Consider the following 16,489-nt stretch of genomic DNA (forward strand, 5'->3'; position numbering starts at 1 on the left):
GCACAAGCGCTATTACAACCTCTGCTCTACAACAGGATAACTATTTCATGTCTAATTCGTTTGTACTGGTGATCAACTCTGGTAGCTCTTCATTAAAATTTGCTGTTATTGATTCTGAAACCGGTGAAGCTTTGGTATCAGGTATTGGTGAGTGTTTTGGCCTACCTGAAGCTGAAATCAGTTGGAAATATCAGGGAGAAAAAACCGTTGAAGCAATTCCAGCTGGCGGTAACCATCATCAGTACGCTGTTGAGCGAGTGGTAAAACTACTCGAAACTCTAGGTTTGAGCTCAAAATTTGTCGCTGTAGGCCATCGCATTGTCGCAGGCGGTGAAACCTTTAAAGGAACTGTGAAAGTTGATGAAACAGTTATTCAAGAAGTAGAGCGCCTTGCTGAACTTGCACCACTTCATAACAAAGCGAACGCTGAAGGCATGAGAGCGGCAATGGCGGCGTTCCCTTCACTGCCTCAATTTGCTGTATTCGACACTGCTTTCCACCAAACAATGCCAGCCAAAGCCTTTATGTACGCACTTCCTTACGAGCTTTACGAAGAGCATAAAGTGCGTCGTTACGGTGCTCATGGCACAAGCCACTACTACGTAAGCCGTGAAGCAGCGAAAATGCTAGATAAGCCGGTTGAAGAAAGCAGCTTTATCACTGTGCACTTAGGTAACGGTGCATCAGTGAGTGCGGTTAAAAATGGCGAATGTGTTGATACAAGTATGGGTTTGACGCCGTTAGCTGGCCTAATGATGGGCACTCGCTGTGGTGACCTCGACCCAAGTGTTATCGAGTTCCTTTTCCGTAAAGGCTGGGAAAAAGACGAAGTGTTCGAGATGATGAACAAGAAGTCAGGTTTCTTAGGTGTATCTGGTGTGACAAGTGATGCTCGTGGTGTACTAGAAGCAATGGAAGCGGGGAATTCACGTGCGAAGTTGGCATTTGAGATCTTCACTTACCGCGTTGCGAAGTACATTACTTCCTACCTAGCGGCTCTGGATTCATTAGACGGCATCATCTTCACTGGTGGTATTGGTGAAAACTCACTACCAATTCGTCGTGAAATCTTGAAAAACCTAAAACTGTTAGGTTTTGTTGAAGATGAGAAAGGTAACGAAGATGCAAGATTTGGTAACGCAGGTGTTATTGCAACATCTGAGTTGCTCGGTGCGAAAGCACTAGTTATTCCTACTAACGAGGAATTTGTGATAGCCAAACAATCGGTTGAGCTATTGTAATATATAACGAAAACAGAAAGTTAAAAGCGAGCCTCGTGCTCGCTTTTTTTATTTAAAGCAATTTGGCAATTACTCTTTGAGTTTCAGAGCTTCGCGCTTTTTGATTAAAAAATCCATCAAGACGCGGATTTTTTTCGGCATATGCTCTCGTGAAGGTATATATAAATAAAACCCTGGAAACTCTTTGCACCAAGGTGTCAGAACTCGGGTCAATCTTCCCTCATCTATGTGCTTTTCCACCCATAAATCAATATGCTTCACTAAACCCACACCCTGTATTGCAGCTTGTAACATACTATAGTCATCATTAAAAATAGCATTACCTTTAGGCTCGAAAACGAGGGTGCGCTTTGCAACATCTGGAGAGGTTAGCGACCAATGATCAATTGTTCCGCTAGAGGTAAAACGATAAGCAAGGCAATTGTGATCTTCTAAATCCTCAGGAGTTTGAGGTAGTCCATTTTGCCTAAAGTATTCAGGAGAGCCCACTATTGCCGTTGTTAACGGCGGAGTAATAGGGATCGCAACCATATGTTCATCTAAGCTTAATCCTAAGCGAATGCCAGCGTCAACGCCTTCTGCGACGATGTTAGAAAACCCATCATCCATGATTAGCTCTAGGCGTATTTTAGGATAACGAGAGAGGAACTCACCTAGATAGGGCTCAATAAGCAGCCGAGCAGCGGTTCTTGATACACTGATACGGATTAATCCCGAAGGCTCAAGATGAGAGTCGTTCAATTCGTTAACGACCTGCTCAATGTTCACCAATGAAGGTTGCAAAATATCAAGCAGACGTTGGCCTTCTTCCGTCAGCGACATACTTCTGGTGGTTCGATTAATTAACCGAACTTGTAGCTGTTGTTCTAACGCTTTTAGGTGTTGTGATAAGGCAGCACGGGTTACCCCCATTTCTAAGGCTGCTTTAGTGAAACTACGATGGCGAGCAATATGTGCAAACCACGTCAGTGATGAAATTAAAGAAGGTTCTATTCTCATTTGTTAAGTATAACTAAACAGTCATGTAGATAAAACGATATTTATCCGAAACAGTGTGTTGACTAATATTACATCGAAGCTTAGGTCAGCCTGAGATGAACAGTTAACTTCTAATGGAGAATGTCGCTATGTCTAAAGTCACTTTCAAAAATCTCAATGGTCAAGGTATTGAGATTTCAGCGGTTATCAACTTCCCTACAGATTTTGATGCAAGTAAACAATATGCGGCGGTTGTTGTTTCACACCCAGGTGGTGGCGTAAAAGAGCAAACCGCAGGCCTATATGCAAGTAAACTTGCAAAAAGCGGCATAATTGCCATTGCGTTTGACCGTTCGTATCAAGGTGAAAGTACAGGTGAGCCTCGCCAAATGGAAAACCCTTACACGAGTACTGAAGACGTGAGCGCAGTCGTCGACTATCTGACAACGTTAGAGTACGTCGATAACGATAAAATTGGCGCAATGGGGATTTGTGCTGGTGCGGGCTATAGTGCAAATGCAGCGATCAATGACCGTCGAATCAAAGCACTGGGTATGGTTAGTGCCGTAAACATTGGCCAAATGTTCCGTAATGGTTGGGATAATTCGGTTAACGATGCTGACGCTGTTGGTTACTTAGAATTTGGTTCGAATGCTCGCACAACCGATACGAATGGTACAGAATTCGCGACTATTCCTCTAGCTCCGATGCGTGAAGAAGATGCCTCAAATGCAGAGCTACGCGAAGCTTGGGAGTATTACCACACACCACGTTGTGAACATCCAAATGCGCCGGGTTTTGCTCTAACTCGTAACTTAAACCAGATCATTACTTACGATGCGTACCACAAAGCGGAAGCATTCCTAACTCAGCCAATTCTTGCTGTCGTTGGTAGTGACGCAGGCAGCAAATGGATGAGTGATGACCTGATAGAGCGTGCAGCGAGTTCAGATAAAACCTTGTATGCCATTGATGGTGCAAACCATATGTCGCTTTATGATGTTGCCGAATACGTCGATGACGCAGTATCCCAACTCGCATCTTTCTTCCAACGCACTCTTTAATATTCCCGATGAAAGGCTCAATTGCTTCGAGCCTTTCTGCTCTCAAGGCTTTTTACTCTTAAGGTATTGATTATGAATATGCAAAAAATCACTTTTAGAAATGCTGATATGTCTTGGGATATGTCTGCATTAATTTTATTCCCAGAAGGCTTCAATGAATCGAAACGCTACCCAACAATGATAAGTGTTCATCCTTTTGGTAGTTGTAAAGAACAAACATCCAGCGCTGTCTATGGTAAAGCCCTTGCTGAGTTAGGTTACGTCGTGATCGCATTTGACGCGAGCTTCCAAGGAGAATCGGGGGGATTGCCTCGCTACGTAGAAGACCCAAGTCAACGTGTTGAAGATATCAGTCGCGTTATCGACTATGCAGTAACTTTACCATATGTCGATGAGAATAGAATTGGTGGACTCGGTATCTGCGGCGGTGGTGGTTACATGATCAATTCAGCCCTAACCGAAAAGCGCTTGAAAGCTGTCGTAGGTATTACGCCTGTTAACTTAGGCCGCTTGTTCCGTGAAGGCTTTAGTATGTACGACCCTATCGCCAATCTTGAAGCTATGGCTGCACAGAGAACAGCCGAAGCTCGCGGCTCAGAGCTGAAAATCGATGAACTTCTTCCTCCAAATATTGAATTTGCAAAAGAAAATGGATTAACAGAACGAGACGTGTTCGAAGCTACTGAATACTACAAAACATCACGTGGACAAACCGAAGGTGGTGCAACTCGTATGCTGTTTTCACATGCACAGAAAACACTGAGCTGGGATGCCTTTGCATTTGCCGAAACGTTATTGACTCAGCCTGTTATGGCCGTGGTAGGGCAAAAAGTCGGGGCGTTTGGTGCTTATCGTGATGGGCAGGAAATTTATGGCCGCTCTGTTCAATCAAAAGACCGACAGCTGGTTAATTTGGAAAATTGGTCTCACTATGAACTGTATGACCATCCAGAAGCAGTCGGCATTGCAATGGACAAGGTTTCTGCATTCCTTGAAACACACTTAAAATAATCTAATAAGTTAGAAGCGTTTTGTAGAGTTGCAAAGCGCTTATTTTTAACAGAGTAAGATGTAGTTCGAAGCGAGTAGGTCGGTAAATCTTCGTGCGAATAACCTCATCTACAGGCTATTGACTAAATACCACTGCCAAATACTGTTTAAGACAATGTACACTGAAACCTAATTAAAGGCGTTAGATAGGAATGAAGTTTAATTTATGCGCAAATCAGATAAGAAGGTCGAGAATCTAATTAGAGAAGTGTTGACCGAAGTTTGTGAAGATACGCTAAAAGGTTACGATGGCTTTCTTTGGGTGACTCATACCGTCAAATTCTCTTCTTTTCCACAAAGCTTAGAAATAGTCTGCGTCTTCGAAACGAAGCAAGATCGAGCTAACTTTTTTGAAGGAGAGGGCCGCCAGCATGTTTCCACAACTATTCAAAAGGCATTTAATAAGGTAGGAGTGCAACTAAAGAACGTCAGTAAGCAAATCAGTTACGATACAAAACAAAAGCATTAGCGCGGGCAGCAATTGAAGTGAGCTAGGGTTGTTTTAGGTATCCAAAGAGTTTTTATATAAAGCCTGAAGACTAAGCTTGGGCTTTCTCTGCCAAACTTATCTTTGCCCCATTATTTGCTAAAAAAATTTTCGATCGATAAATCCCGTCAGAATTTGCCCTATATTTCCTAATGTCGAACCAGAGCCGGGGTGTGCACATTCTGGACAAAAGCGAAAAAACATGAACTCTTAAGAGTTTTGTCCAGAATGTATAGTCATTCAAAAGAGAACATTGATTAAAAAGGCTCTAATGACAAAGCAATCGTCAATAGCACTGGCAAAGTTACGATGCTTAAAAAGTTACCAAACAGAACCATTGAAGCGACCTTGGCAGGCTCAAGGCCAAACCTCTCAGCAAGCAGGTAATTCATGACTGCTGGAGGCAACATCGAAAAGAGTAACATCATCTGCAAATGCATGGTCGGCAGTGGAATAAGCATATAAATAATCCCAAAAGTAACCGCCCCTGTTGCCAACGACTGCAGAGTGCAAAGCAGACCGACTTTAAGACCGCTCAGGCGCATATTACACATCTGAGTCCCGAGGGATAAAAGCATAATTGGGACGGCTGTCTGCCCCAGAAGTGCTGTTGCATTATAAAGAGGCTCCCAGATACCAATGTCGGTCAAGTTTAGTATCAGAGCCACAATAGCCGCGATAAACATAGGCATACGTACAACCTGCTTAAGAGGATTCCCTTTGCTGACTAATGTCAGACCAAGACTGACATGCGTACAAACCGAAACGACGAGCAACAGTACTGCTGGTGCTATAGCATCCTCGCCAAACGTGTAAGTAAAGAGAGGTATTGCTAAGTTACCACTATTACGAAACATATGTGGCGGAGCCCAGACTTTGTAAGGAAGTTTAAACAACCGACATATTGGAACCATTAACAAGCCAGGGATAAATATCGCAACAAGCGAAGCACTAAGCAGCGGCACTTTGGTCATATCAAGTGGCATCGTTCCTACTGAAGAAAACACCAGAGCAGGCAAGAACATATCCATGTTAATACGGTTAATGGGCCGAAAATCCATTTTAATCCAACGACCAATGCCGTACCCCACAGCCACGAGGGAAAATAGCGGAAACAGTATTCCAATGACTAATTCAAACATCTTACTACCTGTTTTCCAGTGCTGTCTGTAAACGCTCTAAAGCGATGGCAAGACTAGTGTGATTGGTACCATAACAGACACGCAGGTGACCACAGCCCGCCTCACCAAATGCTTCTCCGGGTGCGACGCCTACTTTAGACTTCTCAATCATATCCAGAATAAATGGTTGGCTATTGTTGGCTAACCCATCAACCTTCAGGAAGGCATAAAAGGTTGCCGGCATTTCATACAAGGTTACGCCAGAGATATTACCTAATGCTTCACGCACCATATCTCTCGAATGACGAAAACGCTTCAGTGTCTGTTGTAAAAAGCCTTCGCCCTGCTCAATTGCAGCAACGCCTGCGGCCTGAACAAAGGCAGGAGCACAGGAAACATTAAACTCAATCAGCTTGGTAATCGTTGGCCGGAGAGGCTTAGGCAGAGTAAGCCAGCCCAAACGCCATCCCGTCATACACCAGGTTTTGGAGAAACTATTACAAACAATAATACGATCATGGTCATCGATGAACTGACAAAAGGAAGGGGCAGATGTTCCCTCATAAACATGGCGGTTATACACTTCATCCGAGATTACCCATCCCCCGGTCTGTCGAGAAAACTCGGTTATCGCTTTAAGCTGTTGTTCGCTCGCCATCCATCCAGTCGGATTGGCTGGTGAATTGATAACTAATGCCCGGGCATCTTTCGTCACCGCAAAAAGCGCCTCCATATCCAGTTCGAATCGTCCTTCGACCTGAGTAAGAGGGAACTCTACGACTTCCGCACCAAGTAGACTTGGAATAGCGGTCAGTATCGGATAAGCAGGACTGATAACAACCACCTTATCCCCTGGCTTTAATACGGCCTGAGCGGCAAGCATCACCGCATTGGTACCAGACAAGGTCACTACGATATTCTCATCGGTAAACGGACGCTCAAACAGACGTGACTGGTAGTCAGCCAGCGCCTGGCGCAACTGCGGTATACCATTGTTTGGTGTATACAATGTCTGCCCCTGCTCCAGGCTTTCGAAAGCCGCCTGCTTAATAAAATCAGGTGTAACAATATCTGACTCTCCAAACCACAGGGGAATGACATCTTTTTGCGACATACCAAAGTTGGCAATAGCGCGGATAGAAGACTCTTTCAATTGTGACGCAACCGGACTGATGTCGCTAAGTATGGAAGACTGCATTGTTGTACCTCGGCTAAAAACTCGACTAATAAGCTCTAATCTTATCGGTCATAGCAGGAATTGCCTTGCTTTTCAGGTGTGACATAAGCCCATTTTTGCATTAGTCTTCCAATTATTACCTCATTAATGGCGGAATCTTTCCATGAAGAAGCTTGATAAAGTCGATGTTGCCGTATTGCAGCGTTTGCAGCAGGATGGACGCTTAACAAATGCAAAGCTTGCCCAAGAGCTGGCAATCAGTGAAACCCCCTGTTGGAGGAGGCTAAAGCGCTTGGAAGAAGAGCAATATATAGAGGGGTATCAGGCTAACCTGAATCGCCGCAAGCTAGGGTTTGGCGTTCTGGCATTTGTTCAGCTTACCTGTACAAAGCATGATACTGAAACAACTAGGATTTTCGAGTCTATTATCCAAAGCTCTGAGAACGTGCTTTCTTGCCACAATACAACCGGCGATTCGGATTTTATGCTCCAGGTTGTCGCTAAAGATCTTGATGATTACAGCGATTTTGTTGAAAGAGAGCTAAGGCAGCTACCCGGCGTGTCTGTGATTAGCTCAAATATTTCTCTACGAGAGCTGAAGTCATCCACAAGGCTACCGGTTTCTCTTTGACACAACCAACCTATGTCACAATTTCTTTACATTTGAATTAGTCTTTCATAATTACGTTGTTTTATGAAAGACTATTTACTTTTTGATTGATATCCAGGCAACCTTTGCAAGGTAATTTCTTCGCACAAAGATAGACTGTTAACAACTGATACCACTAAACAGCACTGCGGAGAAGCCTATGAAAGCCGTCGTTATAGAAAAATTTTCATCTATTCCAGAAATCAAAAATGTACCGGATCCAACACCCGCTTCCCATGGTGTGGTAATTAAAGTTGAAGCGACAGGCGTATGTCGCAGTGACTGGCACTGCTGGCAAGGTCATGATGAGGACGTTGTACTCCCGCACGTACCCGGTCATGAATTTGCCGGTGTTATCGAAGAAGTTGGTTCAGAGGTGAATAGGTTCAAGGTTGGCCAGCGAGTGACAGTGCCGTTTGTAAACGCATGTGGCTCCTGTCCTGAGTGTAATACCGGTAATCATCAGGTGTGTGGTAACCAGACCCAGCCCGGCTTTACGCATTGGGGATCATTTGCTGAATACACCACTGTTGATCACGCTGACGTAAATTTGGTCACCCTACCAGAGCATCTGGACTTTGTTACAGCAGCCAGCCTTGGCTGCCGGTTTGTAACTTCATTCAGAGCGGTAGTCGATCAAGGCAAAGTTTCTGCCGGACAATGGGTAGCAGTACATGGCTGTGGTGGTGTCGGCCTGTCAGCGATTATGATTGCGACTGCAATTGGTGCCAATGTAATCGCCATCGATATTGATGATACCAAGCTGGAAATGGCACGCTCGCTTGGGGCTGTAGCCACGGTAAATGGCAATAAAGTCGCTGATGTTGCAGAAGCTGTAATTGAGATCAGTAAAGGAGGTGCACATGTTTCTCTTGATGCTCTGGGGCACTCTATCACCTGTGTAAACTCAGTGAAGAGCTTGCGCAAATTAGGCAAGCATATACAAGTCGGGTTATTACTTGCTGAACAGGCCAATCCTGCTATGCCTATGGCTAAAGTTATCGCTGACGAACTGGAAATTATAGGTAGCCACGGCATGCAAGCACATCGTTACGATGCCATGTTAGCCATGATGATGTCCGGAAAATTAACACCAGAGAAATTGCTGGGCCGTACTATCAGCCTGGAACAATCGATTGAGGCTCTAACCACTATGGATTCGGCAACCACACCTGGCGTTACGGTTGTTACAGGTTTCTAAGGAGGGCGAAATGACACAAGATAAACAATCTCCGATTATCGGGTTTATTGGGGGGGGTAATATGGCCGCCGCCATGATTAGTGGGCTGATTTCGAAAGGTTTTCTGGCGCAGGATATACAGGTGTCAGAACCATCCGCAGAAAGAGTGGCATGGTTATCAGACAAATATGGTGTATCTACGGTAAGTAAAACGCAGGATGTCGTTGATAAGTCCGATGTTGTTGTGCTGGCGGTCAAGCCTCAGGTTATAGAAGCTGTTGCAAAACAAATTGATATCAGAGCAGATAGAAGTCAGGTTTTTGTTTCCATCGCTGCAGGCACATCTATCAAAACACTCGAGAATATATTGGGCCATGAGTGTGCAATAGTGCGCTTGATGCCCAATATGCCAGCGCTGGTCGGCGCTGGGATGTCTGGTTTATATGCAAATGCCAACACCGATGATCAACAAAAGAAGCTTGCAACCACGGTCGCTGAATCTTTTGGTGAGTGCTTAGAAGTACAGAATGAAAATGACATTAACCTAGTCACAGCGCTTTCTGGTAGCGGTCCGGCGTATTTCCTGCTTATGATGCAATGCATGATCTCAGCTGGTGAAGAGCTGGGGATGAGATCTGATGATGTAAAGCGCCTGGTTGGTCATACGGCCCTGGGGGCTGCAAAATTAGCATTACTATCTGATGATGAACCAGATACACTTTGCCAACGTATTGCGTCACCCGGCGGAACCACTGAAGCGGCGCTTACTACTCTGCATGAGAGAGAAGTTGAAAGTGCTGTAAAACAAGCGGCTAAAGCGGCATACCAGCGTGCTTTGGAATTAAGAGTTTAAGTAGGCAGAGGCAATATATGAGCTACTTAAATGCATAGTTATGCGAACTACTAATATGCTCCAGCTTTTAAAAATGCTCACTGATGTCCAATTCCTGTTACGGCGACCACCGTTATAAATGGTGGTCATTGTCGTTTTGGGATACTAAAACTTATCGATAGAGTAGAAATCGTCCTATCGTCCTAAATTGAAAATGTCCAAAAGCTTGTTGGTCGGTGTGCTGTTATTGGTTGCTCCGTGCGCTATTAATAGAAATGCAAGCGAATAAGGAGTGGCTAATCGCTCAAACGGCGGATGGAACAGCGATAAAACGGCAAAAACTATTGGAATTAAGTCAAGGCCCTTTTTTTTAATGAAAAGGCTTATTGATCTGAACACACCGCTTCTCCATATAAGTATATCCACAAATACAAACCTCAAACTGGCGATAAAGAGCTTTAATATTGATAAATATATAAACAGCTTGGGCGCTGAAGAAATTTCAGTATACTGCGCTTAGGTTACACTGTAGAAAAAATCGCCGTATTCCCAGCGGGGTCCTTTGATGAGAAATAGAAATCGCGTTTGAATATGCAACCAAACGATTTTGCCGCTTGCAGTTTATTCGGTATACAAATAATAAACCTTTGACTAGTCCGAAGGTCGGTCGAATGAGAGAAAGTCATGTTTTTTAATAAGTCGCTTCAACAAGAAAATCAACGATTAAAGCAGGAGTTGCAAATCCTGCAGCAAATCCAAACCAGTTTAGATGAAGAGATGATCCGCTTAACATTGGATAGTAAAGGCCTCATTACTTCTGCAAATACCAAACTACAGCAAGAACTTTTCTTACATGATGATGAGATCTTAAAGAAATCAATTACTGAATTGGTACCGTCAAATTCGCGCAATACAGACCACTTTCATCGAATGAAGAAAGCCGTCCAAGATAAAGTGTTCTGGAATGGGGCATTGCAAGTACAGAAAGGTAATGGTGAGGAAGCCTGGTTAAGAACGATTATCCAGCCTGTTTTAAATGAGCGCAGAGAAGTAGAAAGCTTTTTTGTTTTTGCTTCTGAACTTACGCGAACGATCAAATCATCCCGTGAGCAAGAGGACATGCTAAATGCATTAAGTCGTTCTATGGCGGTGATTGAGTTCACATTAGATGGCCATGTTTTAAAAGCCAACGATAATTTCCTAAACACAATGGGTTATACGCTTGATCAGATTCTAGGGAAGCATCATCGCATGTTTTGTGATCAGGAAGAGTCGAGCTCTCAAGCTTACCGTGAGTTTTGGCAACGTTTAGCAAAAGGGCAATTTTCATCAGAGCGATTCAAACGAGTTAACCGTTATGGTGAAGAGGTGTGGCTAGAGGCTTCATATAACCCTATCCATAACGACAGAGGAGAGCTCTACAAGGTCGTTAAGTTCGCGACAGATATTACCCAGCAGGTGATGCAGGAACAGAAAATGGCCCAGGCTGCGCAATTGGCGAACGAAATCTCCCAAGAAACTGGAACACAAACCCTGCAAGGGCAAGAGGTTATAGGCTCAACGTTAGAAAAGATGCAGATACTTTCCGAGCAAATGCAGCAAGCGAACACCGCGATTGACGAGCTTAAAGCGCACTCATCGCGTATTAGCGAGTTGGTAAATAGCATCAGTGGTATCGCTGACCAAACTAACTTATTGGCGTTAAATGCGGCGATAGAAGCGGCTCGTGCGGGTGAGCATGGTAGAGGTTTTGCCGTTGTTGCTGATGAAGTCAGACAGCTTGCTACAAGAACCAATGCAACCACCGATGAAATTGTCACAATGGTCAGTGAAAACCTACAGCGAACAGATAACGCAGTTAAGCTGATCGCTAAATGCCAAAAAGAAGCACTAGATACGCTAGAGCTCTCTGAAAAAGCAGGCAATGTGATGAATGAAATACAAGATGGCGCTAGCCGTGTTGTAGAGGCCGTGGAGCAATTTAATCGCTCGTTGTAGTTAATCAATAAGTTTTCATTGTAGGGGCGATGGGTAAAAAGCAATTCGCCTTATTCAACCTGTATTGAGGAGCGCTGAAGTCGCAATACTACTCCTGCCGCAGTCAAGTTAAGCGTTTTGAAGGGGAGGTAGTTCGACACCCGGTACAGGTTTTAGCCAGTTTGCTTGCTGTATAGAATGCTAAAGTAATTTAGTATGCGAAAAGGCTTGCCTTAGGACTTTGCCTGCATTTAATGTATCTAGCAGCAGAACTTCAATCTGCGTGACAACAATACAGGAGAGGATCGGGCTTTCACTTTTTCGCTCGACACAAACCCCTTTCAAATTTACACAATAGCGCAGTAAAACTCTCTTGCTGCGCTATTGTGTGTTCCATATTTTGTGAGTACTTATGTTTAACTCAGAACGTAAAGCGACGGTTATTCTGGTTGCGACGACGATGATCGCGGCACTTGGCTGGATATTCTCTAAGGAAACAATACAGGGTTTACCACCTTTTGGCTTTATTGGGGCGCGATTTACTATCGCTTCGCTCTGCTTACTGCCTCTATGTTACCGACCTTTGCTGAAAGCAAACTTAAAAGATGTGCTTTCTGCTGGTGGTGTCGGGCTCCTGTTAGGCAGTGCCGTTATGACATGGATTTACGCTATTTCTATCAGTGATACTCTCGGGGAGGGCGCATTTATCATGAGCCTTTCCATGCTGTTTGTGCCGATTGTTGCATGGGTTATGTTTCGTCAACGACCACAACGAATTTTCTGGCTTTCTTTGCCTATCGCTGTATTAGGTCTTGCTTGTCTTTCTTTAGTTGGTGGCTGGAAACAATCGGCCAGTCAATTGTGGTTTCTTGGTGCAGCACTGGTTTTGGCGCTTCATTTTAATGTGAATAGCAAATACTCTCAAAAACTACCTGTGCTGCTGCTTACTTGCGTGCAACTTTTTTCAGCAGGTTGCTTAGGTTTGTTGGTTTCATTTTTTATGGAATCTTTCCCGGCAGAGGTTGACTCCTCTATTTGGTGGTGGTTTGCGTTGAGTACCTTATTAGCGACGAGCTTGCGTTACGTAATGCAAACCATGGGGCAAAAATTTGTTCAGGCAGGTAACGCTGCTCTAATTATGATATTAGAACCAGTTTGGACGGTTATTCTGAGCGTGCTGTGGTATGGCGAAGTGCTAACGGCAAATAAACTAGTAGGTTGTGTGCTTATCTTATTTTCTCTAATTATTTATCGTACTGGCGGGCGGTTTCGCTTCCCTACTCGAAAGTAGAGCAAATTAACTTGGGTTGGGAGAATTTGAGGTGCCGGATGGCCTTCTACGAAAGTGATAATACGCGGTTACGCAATGCTAATGACACTTTTGATGTAGGCTCCCGCCCCAGCTCTTCGCTGATCATCCAGCCAGCTTTAGCCAGTAGCTCTAAGTCGATCCCCGTCTCTATTCCTAACCCTTGGCATAAATACAGTACATCCTCCGTTGCGACATTCCCTGATGCTCCATGAGCGTATGGGCATCCACCCAGCCCAGCTACACTACTGTCGATGGTATTGATGCCAATGCTCAGTGCCTGATAAATGTTGGTGAGAGCTTGTCCCCATGTATCGTGGAAATGGACAGCAAGCTGGGGAAGAGGTGCAACCAACATGACGGCTTCTAGCATAGCAGCGATACGGTTTGGCGTGCCTGTACCGATTGTGTCGCCTAGAGACACCTCATAACACCCTAAATCGATGAGTGATTTGACCACGCTCGCCACTTGTTTTGGGGCTGTCGGGCCATCGTAAGGGCAGTCGGCAACGCAGGATAGATAGCCACGAACAGGGATACCGTATTTGGTGGCTAATCGCATTACAGGTTCGAAGCGAGTTAGGCTTTCTGCAATCGAGCAATTGATATTGTGTTGGCAGAATCCTTCTGAGGATGAAGTGAAAATTGCGACCTGATTGGCGTCAGCCTCCAACGCTTGTTCTAAGCCTTTTAGGTTTGGAGTCAGGGCAGAGTAGGTAACATGATTTCGCCGTGTTATTGCTTTCATGACCTCTATTGAGTCCGCCATTTGTGGCACCCATTTGGGTGAGACAAAAGAGCCCGCCTCAATATGCGTTAACCCAGTATCAGAGAGTAAGTTGATCAGCCGGATTTTAGTCTGGGTCGCAACAGGAGATTCATTTTGCAACCCATCTCTAGGACCTACTTCGACAATCTTTACTTTGGAAGGTAGCATTACTTGTCCTGTGACTTGGTGACCCAACTTGGGCTACGTTTTTCAAGAAACGCTTGCAGCCCATCTTGACCTTGGGGTGATACTCTAATGTCCGCAATGAGCTTGCTAGTATAGTGAATCAGTTGTTGATCGATGGGGTTTTGATGACATTGATGGCAGAGCGTTTTCGCTTTACGCATCGCATCTGGGCTATTAAGTAGCAACGTCTTGATTACACTATCGACCGCATTTTCAAGCTGTTTGGCTTCTTTCACTTCGTGCACAATACCAAACCGTTCGGCATCTTCGGCTGAAATGACTTCACCACTTAAGATATAGCGTCTAGCTTGTCTATTCCCCATCGCGCGCATGACGTAAGGCGCAATGGTCGCTGGAACTAAACCAAGCTTAACTTCACTTAAGCAAAAGTTGGCACTTTGGCTTGCGATGGCGATATCACTACAACAAATCAACCCTAAAGCACCACCATAAGCGGAACCTTGAACAACTGCGATGGTGGGTTGAGGGAACGAATCTAATGTTTCCATGAGTCTTGCCAAGTTTTGGGCATCAACGAAGTTATCTTGCCTCGTGCTGTCGGCCATCGACTGCATCCAATTCAAATCGGCCCCGGATGAAAAGTGCTTGCCGTTACTTCTTAATACCAAGCACCGCACATCCGTTCGTAAAGCGAGATAATCTAGGCGGTGGATCAGCAAGTCGATCGTACAAGCGTCAAAAGCATTGTGTTTAGCTGTTCTGTTTAGGGTAATGGTCGCTACGCCATTATCATCGACATGCCAAAGAACATCATCTTGCCTTTGGGCGTTGGGAATAATGCTTGGTTGCATTTCCTGCATACTAACTTCCTTAATTCATCTTTGGATGTTTACATTCTGAAGACGCCAAACTCGCTATCAGGAATGGGGGCATTTAATGCTGCCATTAACGCTTGACTCAACACCTGACGCGTTTTTTTAGGGTCAATAATTCCGTCATCCCATAGCCGAGCACTCGCAAAATAGGGATGTCCTTGTGTTTCATACAAGTCTATGATCGATTCTCTAAAAATGTGCTCTTCTTGCTCTGACCACGCTTCCCCCTGACGTTCCTTCGCGTCTTTTCGAACTTGTGTTAAAACGCCTGCTGCTTGTTCTCCGCCCATCACAGAAATACGCGCGTTCGGCCACATCCACATCATGGTTGGATCATACGCTCGGCCGCACATGCCGTAATTACCAGCGCCGTACGATCCACCGATGATCACGGTAAACTTCGGCACGTCAGCACAAGCGACGGCCATCACTAACTTGGCGCCATGTTTTGCGATGCCTTCTTCTTCAACCTTTTTTCCGACCATAAAGCCGGTAATGTTTTGGAGAAAAAGAAGCGGTGTTTTCCGTTTGGCGCACAGCTCAATAAAGTGCGCGCCTTTTTGTGCCGATTCAGAAAACAAGATACCGTTGTTTGCCACAATGCCAATCAAGTGTCCTTGAATACGAGCGAAACCACACACTAGCGTTCTGCCGTACAAGGCTTTGAATTCGTCGAAATCAGAATCATCGACGATGCGGGCAATAATTTCTCGAACGTCGAATGACAGTCGTAAGTTGGCATTCACGATTCCGTAGATTTCTTCTGCGTCGTAGCGGGGAGGAAGTACGGTGTTTTCTGGCTTAACAGGTCTTGTTCTATTGGCATTGGCAATGGCTTCTCTCGCAAGCATTAGGGCATGTTCATCATTTTCAGCGTAATAATCTGCGACACCAGATTTTCGACAATGCACGTCTGCACCGCCGAGCTCTTCACCCGTCACGACTTCGCCAGTGGCCGCTTTCACCAAAGGTGGCCCCGCCAAAAAAATGGTGCCTTGCTCTTTAACCATAATGGACACATCCGCCATGGCAGGAACGTACGCGCCCCCAGCAGTGCAAAGCCCCATCACAACAGCAACTTGGGGGATGCTTTTCGCTGACATTCTCGCTTGGTTAAAGAAAATGCGACCAAAGTGTTCTTTGTCGGGGAAGACGTCGGACTGATGAGGGAGATTTGCGCCACCGGAGTCCACCAAGTACACGCAGGGGAGTTGGCAACGTTGGGCAATCTCTTGCGCTCTAAGGTGTTTTTTTACCGTGAGTGGGTAGTAGGTTCCGCCTTTTACCGAAGCATCGTTGGCGATGACCATGCATTGAATCCCCTCTATGATACCAATGCCGGCGATAACACCAGCGCAGGGGATCGCTTCGTCATACACTTGCCAGGCGGCAAACTGGCTGATTTCAAGAAAGTCAGTGTTGTCATCAAGCAAGCGCGCGATGCGTTCTCGTGCGGGGAGTTTTCCTTTTTGCCTCTGGTGCTCAATGGCTTTTTCACCGCCGCCCTGTTTGATGGTCTCGATGTGTTGATTAAGTTGAGTGACCAACGTTTCCATAACAGCTTTATTGGAAAGAAATAACTCGTCAGTTGGCTTAGTTTTACTTTTGATAATGGCCATAATGACTTCCTTGT

General features: G+C 45.1%; 14 protein-coding genes and 2 pseudogenes. 10 read left to right on the forward strand and 6 right to left on the reverse strand.

The annotated features are described in order from the left end of the window. Window positions 1–47 precede the first annotated feature (47 nt). The gene (locus KI742_RS15970; protein ID WP_005386205.1) at window positions 48–1,241 is read left to right on the forward strand and encodes an acetate/propionate family kinase; all 1,194 of its coding nucleotides are present in this window, start codon (window positions 48–50) and stop codon (window positions 1,239–1,241) included. A gap of 69 nt (window positions 1,242–1,310) precedes the next feature. On the opposite strand, the gene KI742_RS15975 is transcribed toward KI742_RS15970, so the two are convergent. Beyond that, entirely contained in the window at window positions 1,311–2,240 is a 930-nt protein-coding gene (locus KI742_RS15975; protein WP_213873957.1) for a LysR family transcriptional regulator, read from the reverse strand. Window positions 2,241–2,368: 128 nt separating this feature from the next. Between KI742_RS15975 and KI742_RS15980 the strand changes: the two genes are divergently transcribed. The 3 genes from KI742_RS15980 (at window position 2,369) to KI742_RS15990 (ending at window position 4,802) form a co-directional block, all read left to right on the forward strand. Further along, window positions 2,369–3,283, forward strand: coding sequence for an alpha/beta hydrolase (locus tag KI742_RS15980; RefSeq protein WP_017821078.1), 915 nt, complete (start codon window positions 2,369–2,371; stop codon window positions 3,281–3,283). A gap of 72 nt (window positions 3,284–3,355) precedes the next feature. Continuing rightward, the gene (locus KI742_RS15985) at window positions 3,356–4,294 is read left to right on the forward strand and encodes an alpha/beta hydrolase (RefSeq protein WP_017635745.1); all 939 of its coding nucleotides are present in this window, start codon (window positions 3,356–3,358) and stop codon (window positions 4,292–4,294) included. A gap of 205 nt (window positions 4,295–4,499) precedes the next feature. Beyond that, the gene (locus KI742_RS15990; RefSeq protein ID WP_005375707.1) at window positions 4,500–4,802 is read left to right on the forward strand and encodes a hypothetical protein; all 303 of its coding nucleotides are present in this window, start codon (window positions 4,500–4,502) and stop codon (window positions 4,800–4,802) included. A gap of 275 nt (window positions 4,803–5,077) precedes the next feature. On the opposite strand, the gene KI742_RS15995 is transcribed toward KI742_RS15990, so the two are convergent. Next, the gene (locus KI742_RS15995) at window positions 5,078–5,962 is read right to left on the reverse strand and encodes an AEC family transporter (protein WP_285386074.1); all 885 of its coding nucleotides are present in this window, start codon (window positions 5,960–5,962) and stop codon (window positions 5,078–5,080) included. A 4-nt stretch (window positions 5,963–5,966) separates the two neighbouring features. Beyond that, window positions 5,967–7,139: a pyridoxal phosphate-dependent aminotransferase gene (locus tag KI742_RS16000; RefSeq protein ID WP_285386075.1), complete on the reverse strand. Its 1,173-nt coding sequence runs from the start codon at window positions 7,137–7,139 to the stop codon at window positions 5,967–5,969. 142 nt (window positions 7,140–7,281) lie between these two features. Here KI742_RS16000 and KI742_RS16005 point away from each other — a divergent pair, with 142 nt between their 5' ends. The 6 genes and pseudogenes from KI742_RS16005 (at window position 7,282) to KI742_RS16025 (ending at window position 13,047) form a co-directional block, all read left to right on the forward strand. Then, window positions 7,282–7,749 carry an Lrp/AsnC family transcriptional regulator gene (locus tag KI742_RS16005; RefSeq protein WP_137282532.1) on the forward strand — a complete coding sequence of 156 codons (468 nt, stop codon included), beginning with the start codon at window positions 7,282–7,284 and terminating at the stop codon, window positions 7,747–7,749. A 259-nt stretch (window positions 7,750–8,008) separates the two neighbouring features. Continuing rightward, on the forward strand, window positions 8,009–8,968 hold the full coding sequence (locus KI742_RS16010) for a zinc-dependent alcohol dehydrogenase family protein (RefSeq protein ID WP_285386077.1): 960 nt from the start codon (window positions 8,009–8,011) through the stop codon (window positions 8,966–8,968). Between the two features lie 10 nt (window positions 8,969–8,978). Further along, entirely contained in the window at window positions 8,979–9,800 is an 822-nt protein-coding gene (gene proC, locus KI742_RS16015; protein ID WP_285386079.1) for a pyrroline-5-carboxylate reductase, read from the forward strand. Between the two features lie 756 nt (window positions 9,801–10,556). After that, window positions 10,557–11,243: pseudogene (locus KI742_RS23580) on the forward strand (PAS domain-containing protein); the annotation flags it as partial. Between the two features lie 180 nt (window positions 11,244–11,423). Next, a pseudogene (locus KI742_RS23585) lies at window positions 11,424–11,777 on the forward strand (methyl-accepting chemotaxis protein); the annotation flags it as partial. Between the two features lie 391 nt (window positions 11,778–12,168). After that, window positions 12,169–13,047, forward strand: a complete 879-nt coding sequence (locus tag KI742_RS16025; protein WP_005375761.1) for a DMT family transporter — start codon at window positions 12,169–12,171, stop codon at window positions 13,045–13,047. 46 nt (window positions 13,048–13,093) lie between these two features. Here the strand turns inward: KI742_RS16025 and KI742_RS16030 are convergent, their stop codons facing one another. The 3 genes from KI742_RS16030 to KI742_RS16040 are packed head-to-tail and all read right to left on the reverse strand — an operon-like array spanning window position 13,094 to window position 16,475. Further along, window positions 13,094–14,002, reverse strand: a complete 909-nt coding sequence (locus tag KI742_RS16030) for a hydroxymethylglutaryl-CoA lyase (protein WP_285386080.1) — start codon at window positions 14,000–14,002, stop codon at window positions 13,094–13,096. Then, a complete protein-coding gene (locus KI742_RS16035; protein ID WP_042521092.1) occupies window positions 14,002–14,841 on the reverse strand; it encodes an enoyl-CoA hydratase-related protein in 840 nt (279 codons plus the stop codon). Before KI742_RS16035 ends, KI742_RS16030 begins: the two co-directional genes overlap by 1 nt. Before the next feature lie 29 nt (window positions 14,842–14,870). Then, entirely contained in the window at window positions 14,871–16,475 is a 1,605-nt protein-coding gene (locus KI742_RS16040; RefSeq protein WP_021036013.1) for a carboxyl transferase domain-containing protein, read from the reverse strand. Window positions 16,476–16,489 lie beyond the last annotated feature (14 nt).

This window comes from Vibrio sp. D417a, assembly GCF_030248595.1.
GTDB classification, from domain to species: domain Bacteria; phylum Pseudomonadota; class Gammaproteobacteria; order Enterobacterales; family Vibrionaceae; genus Vibrio; species Vibrio alginolyticus.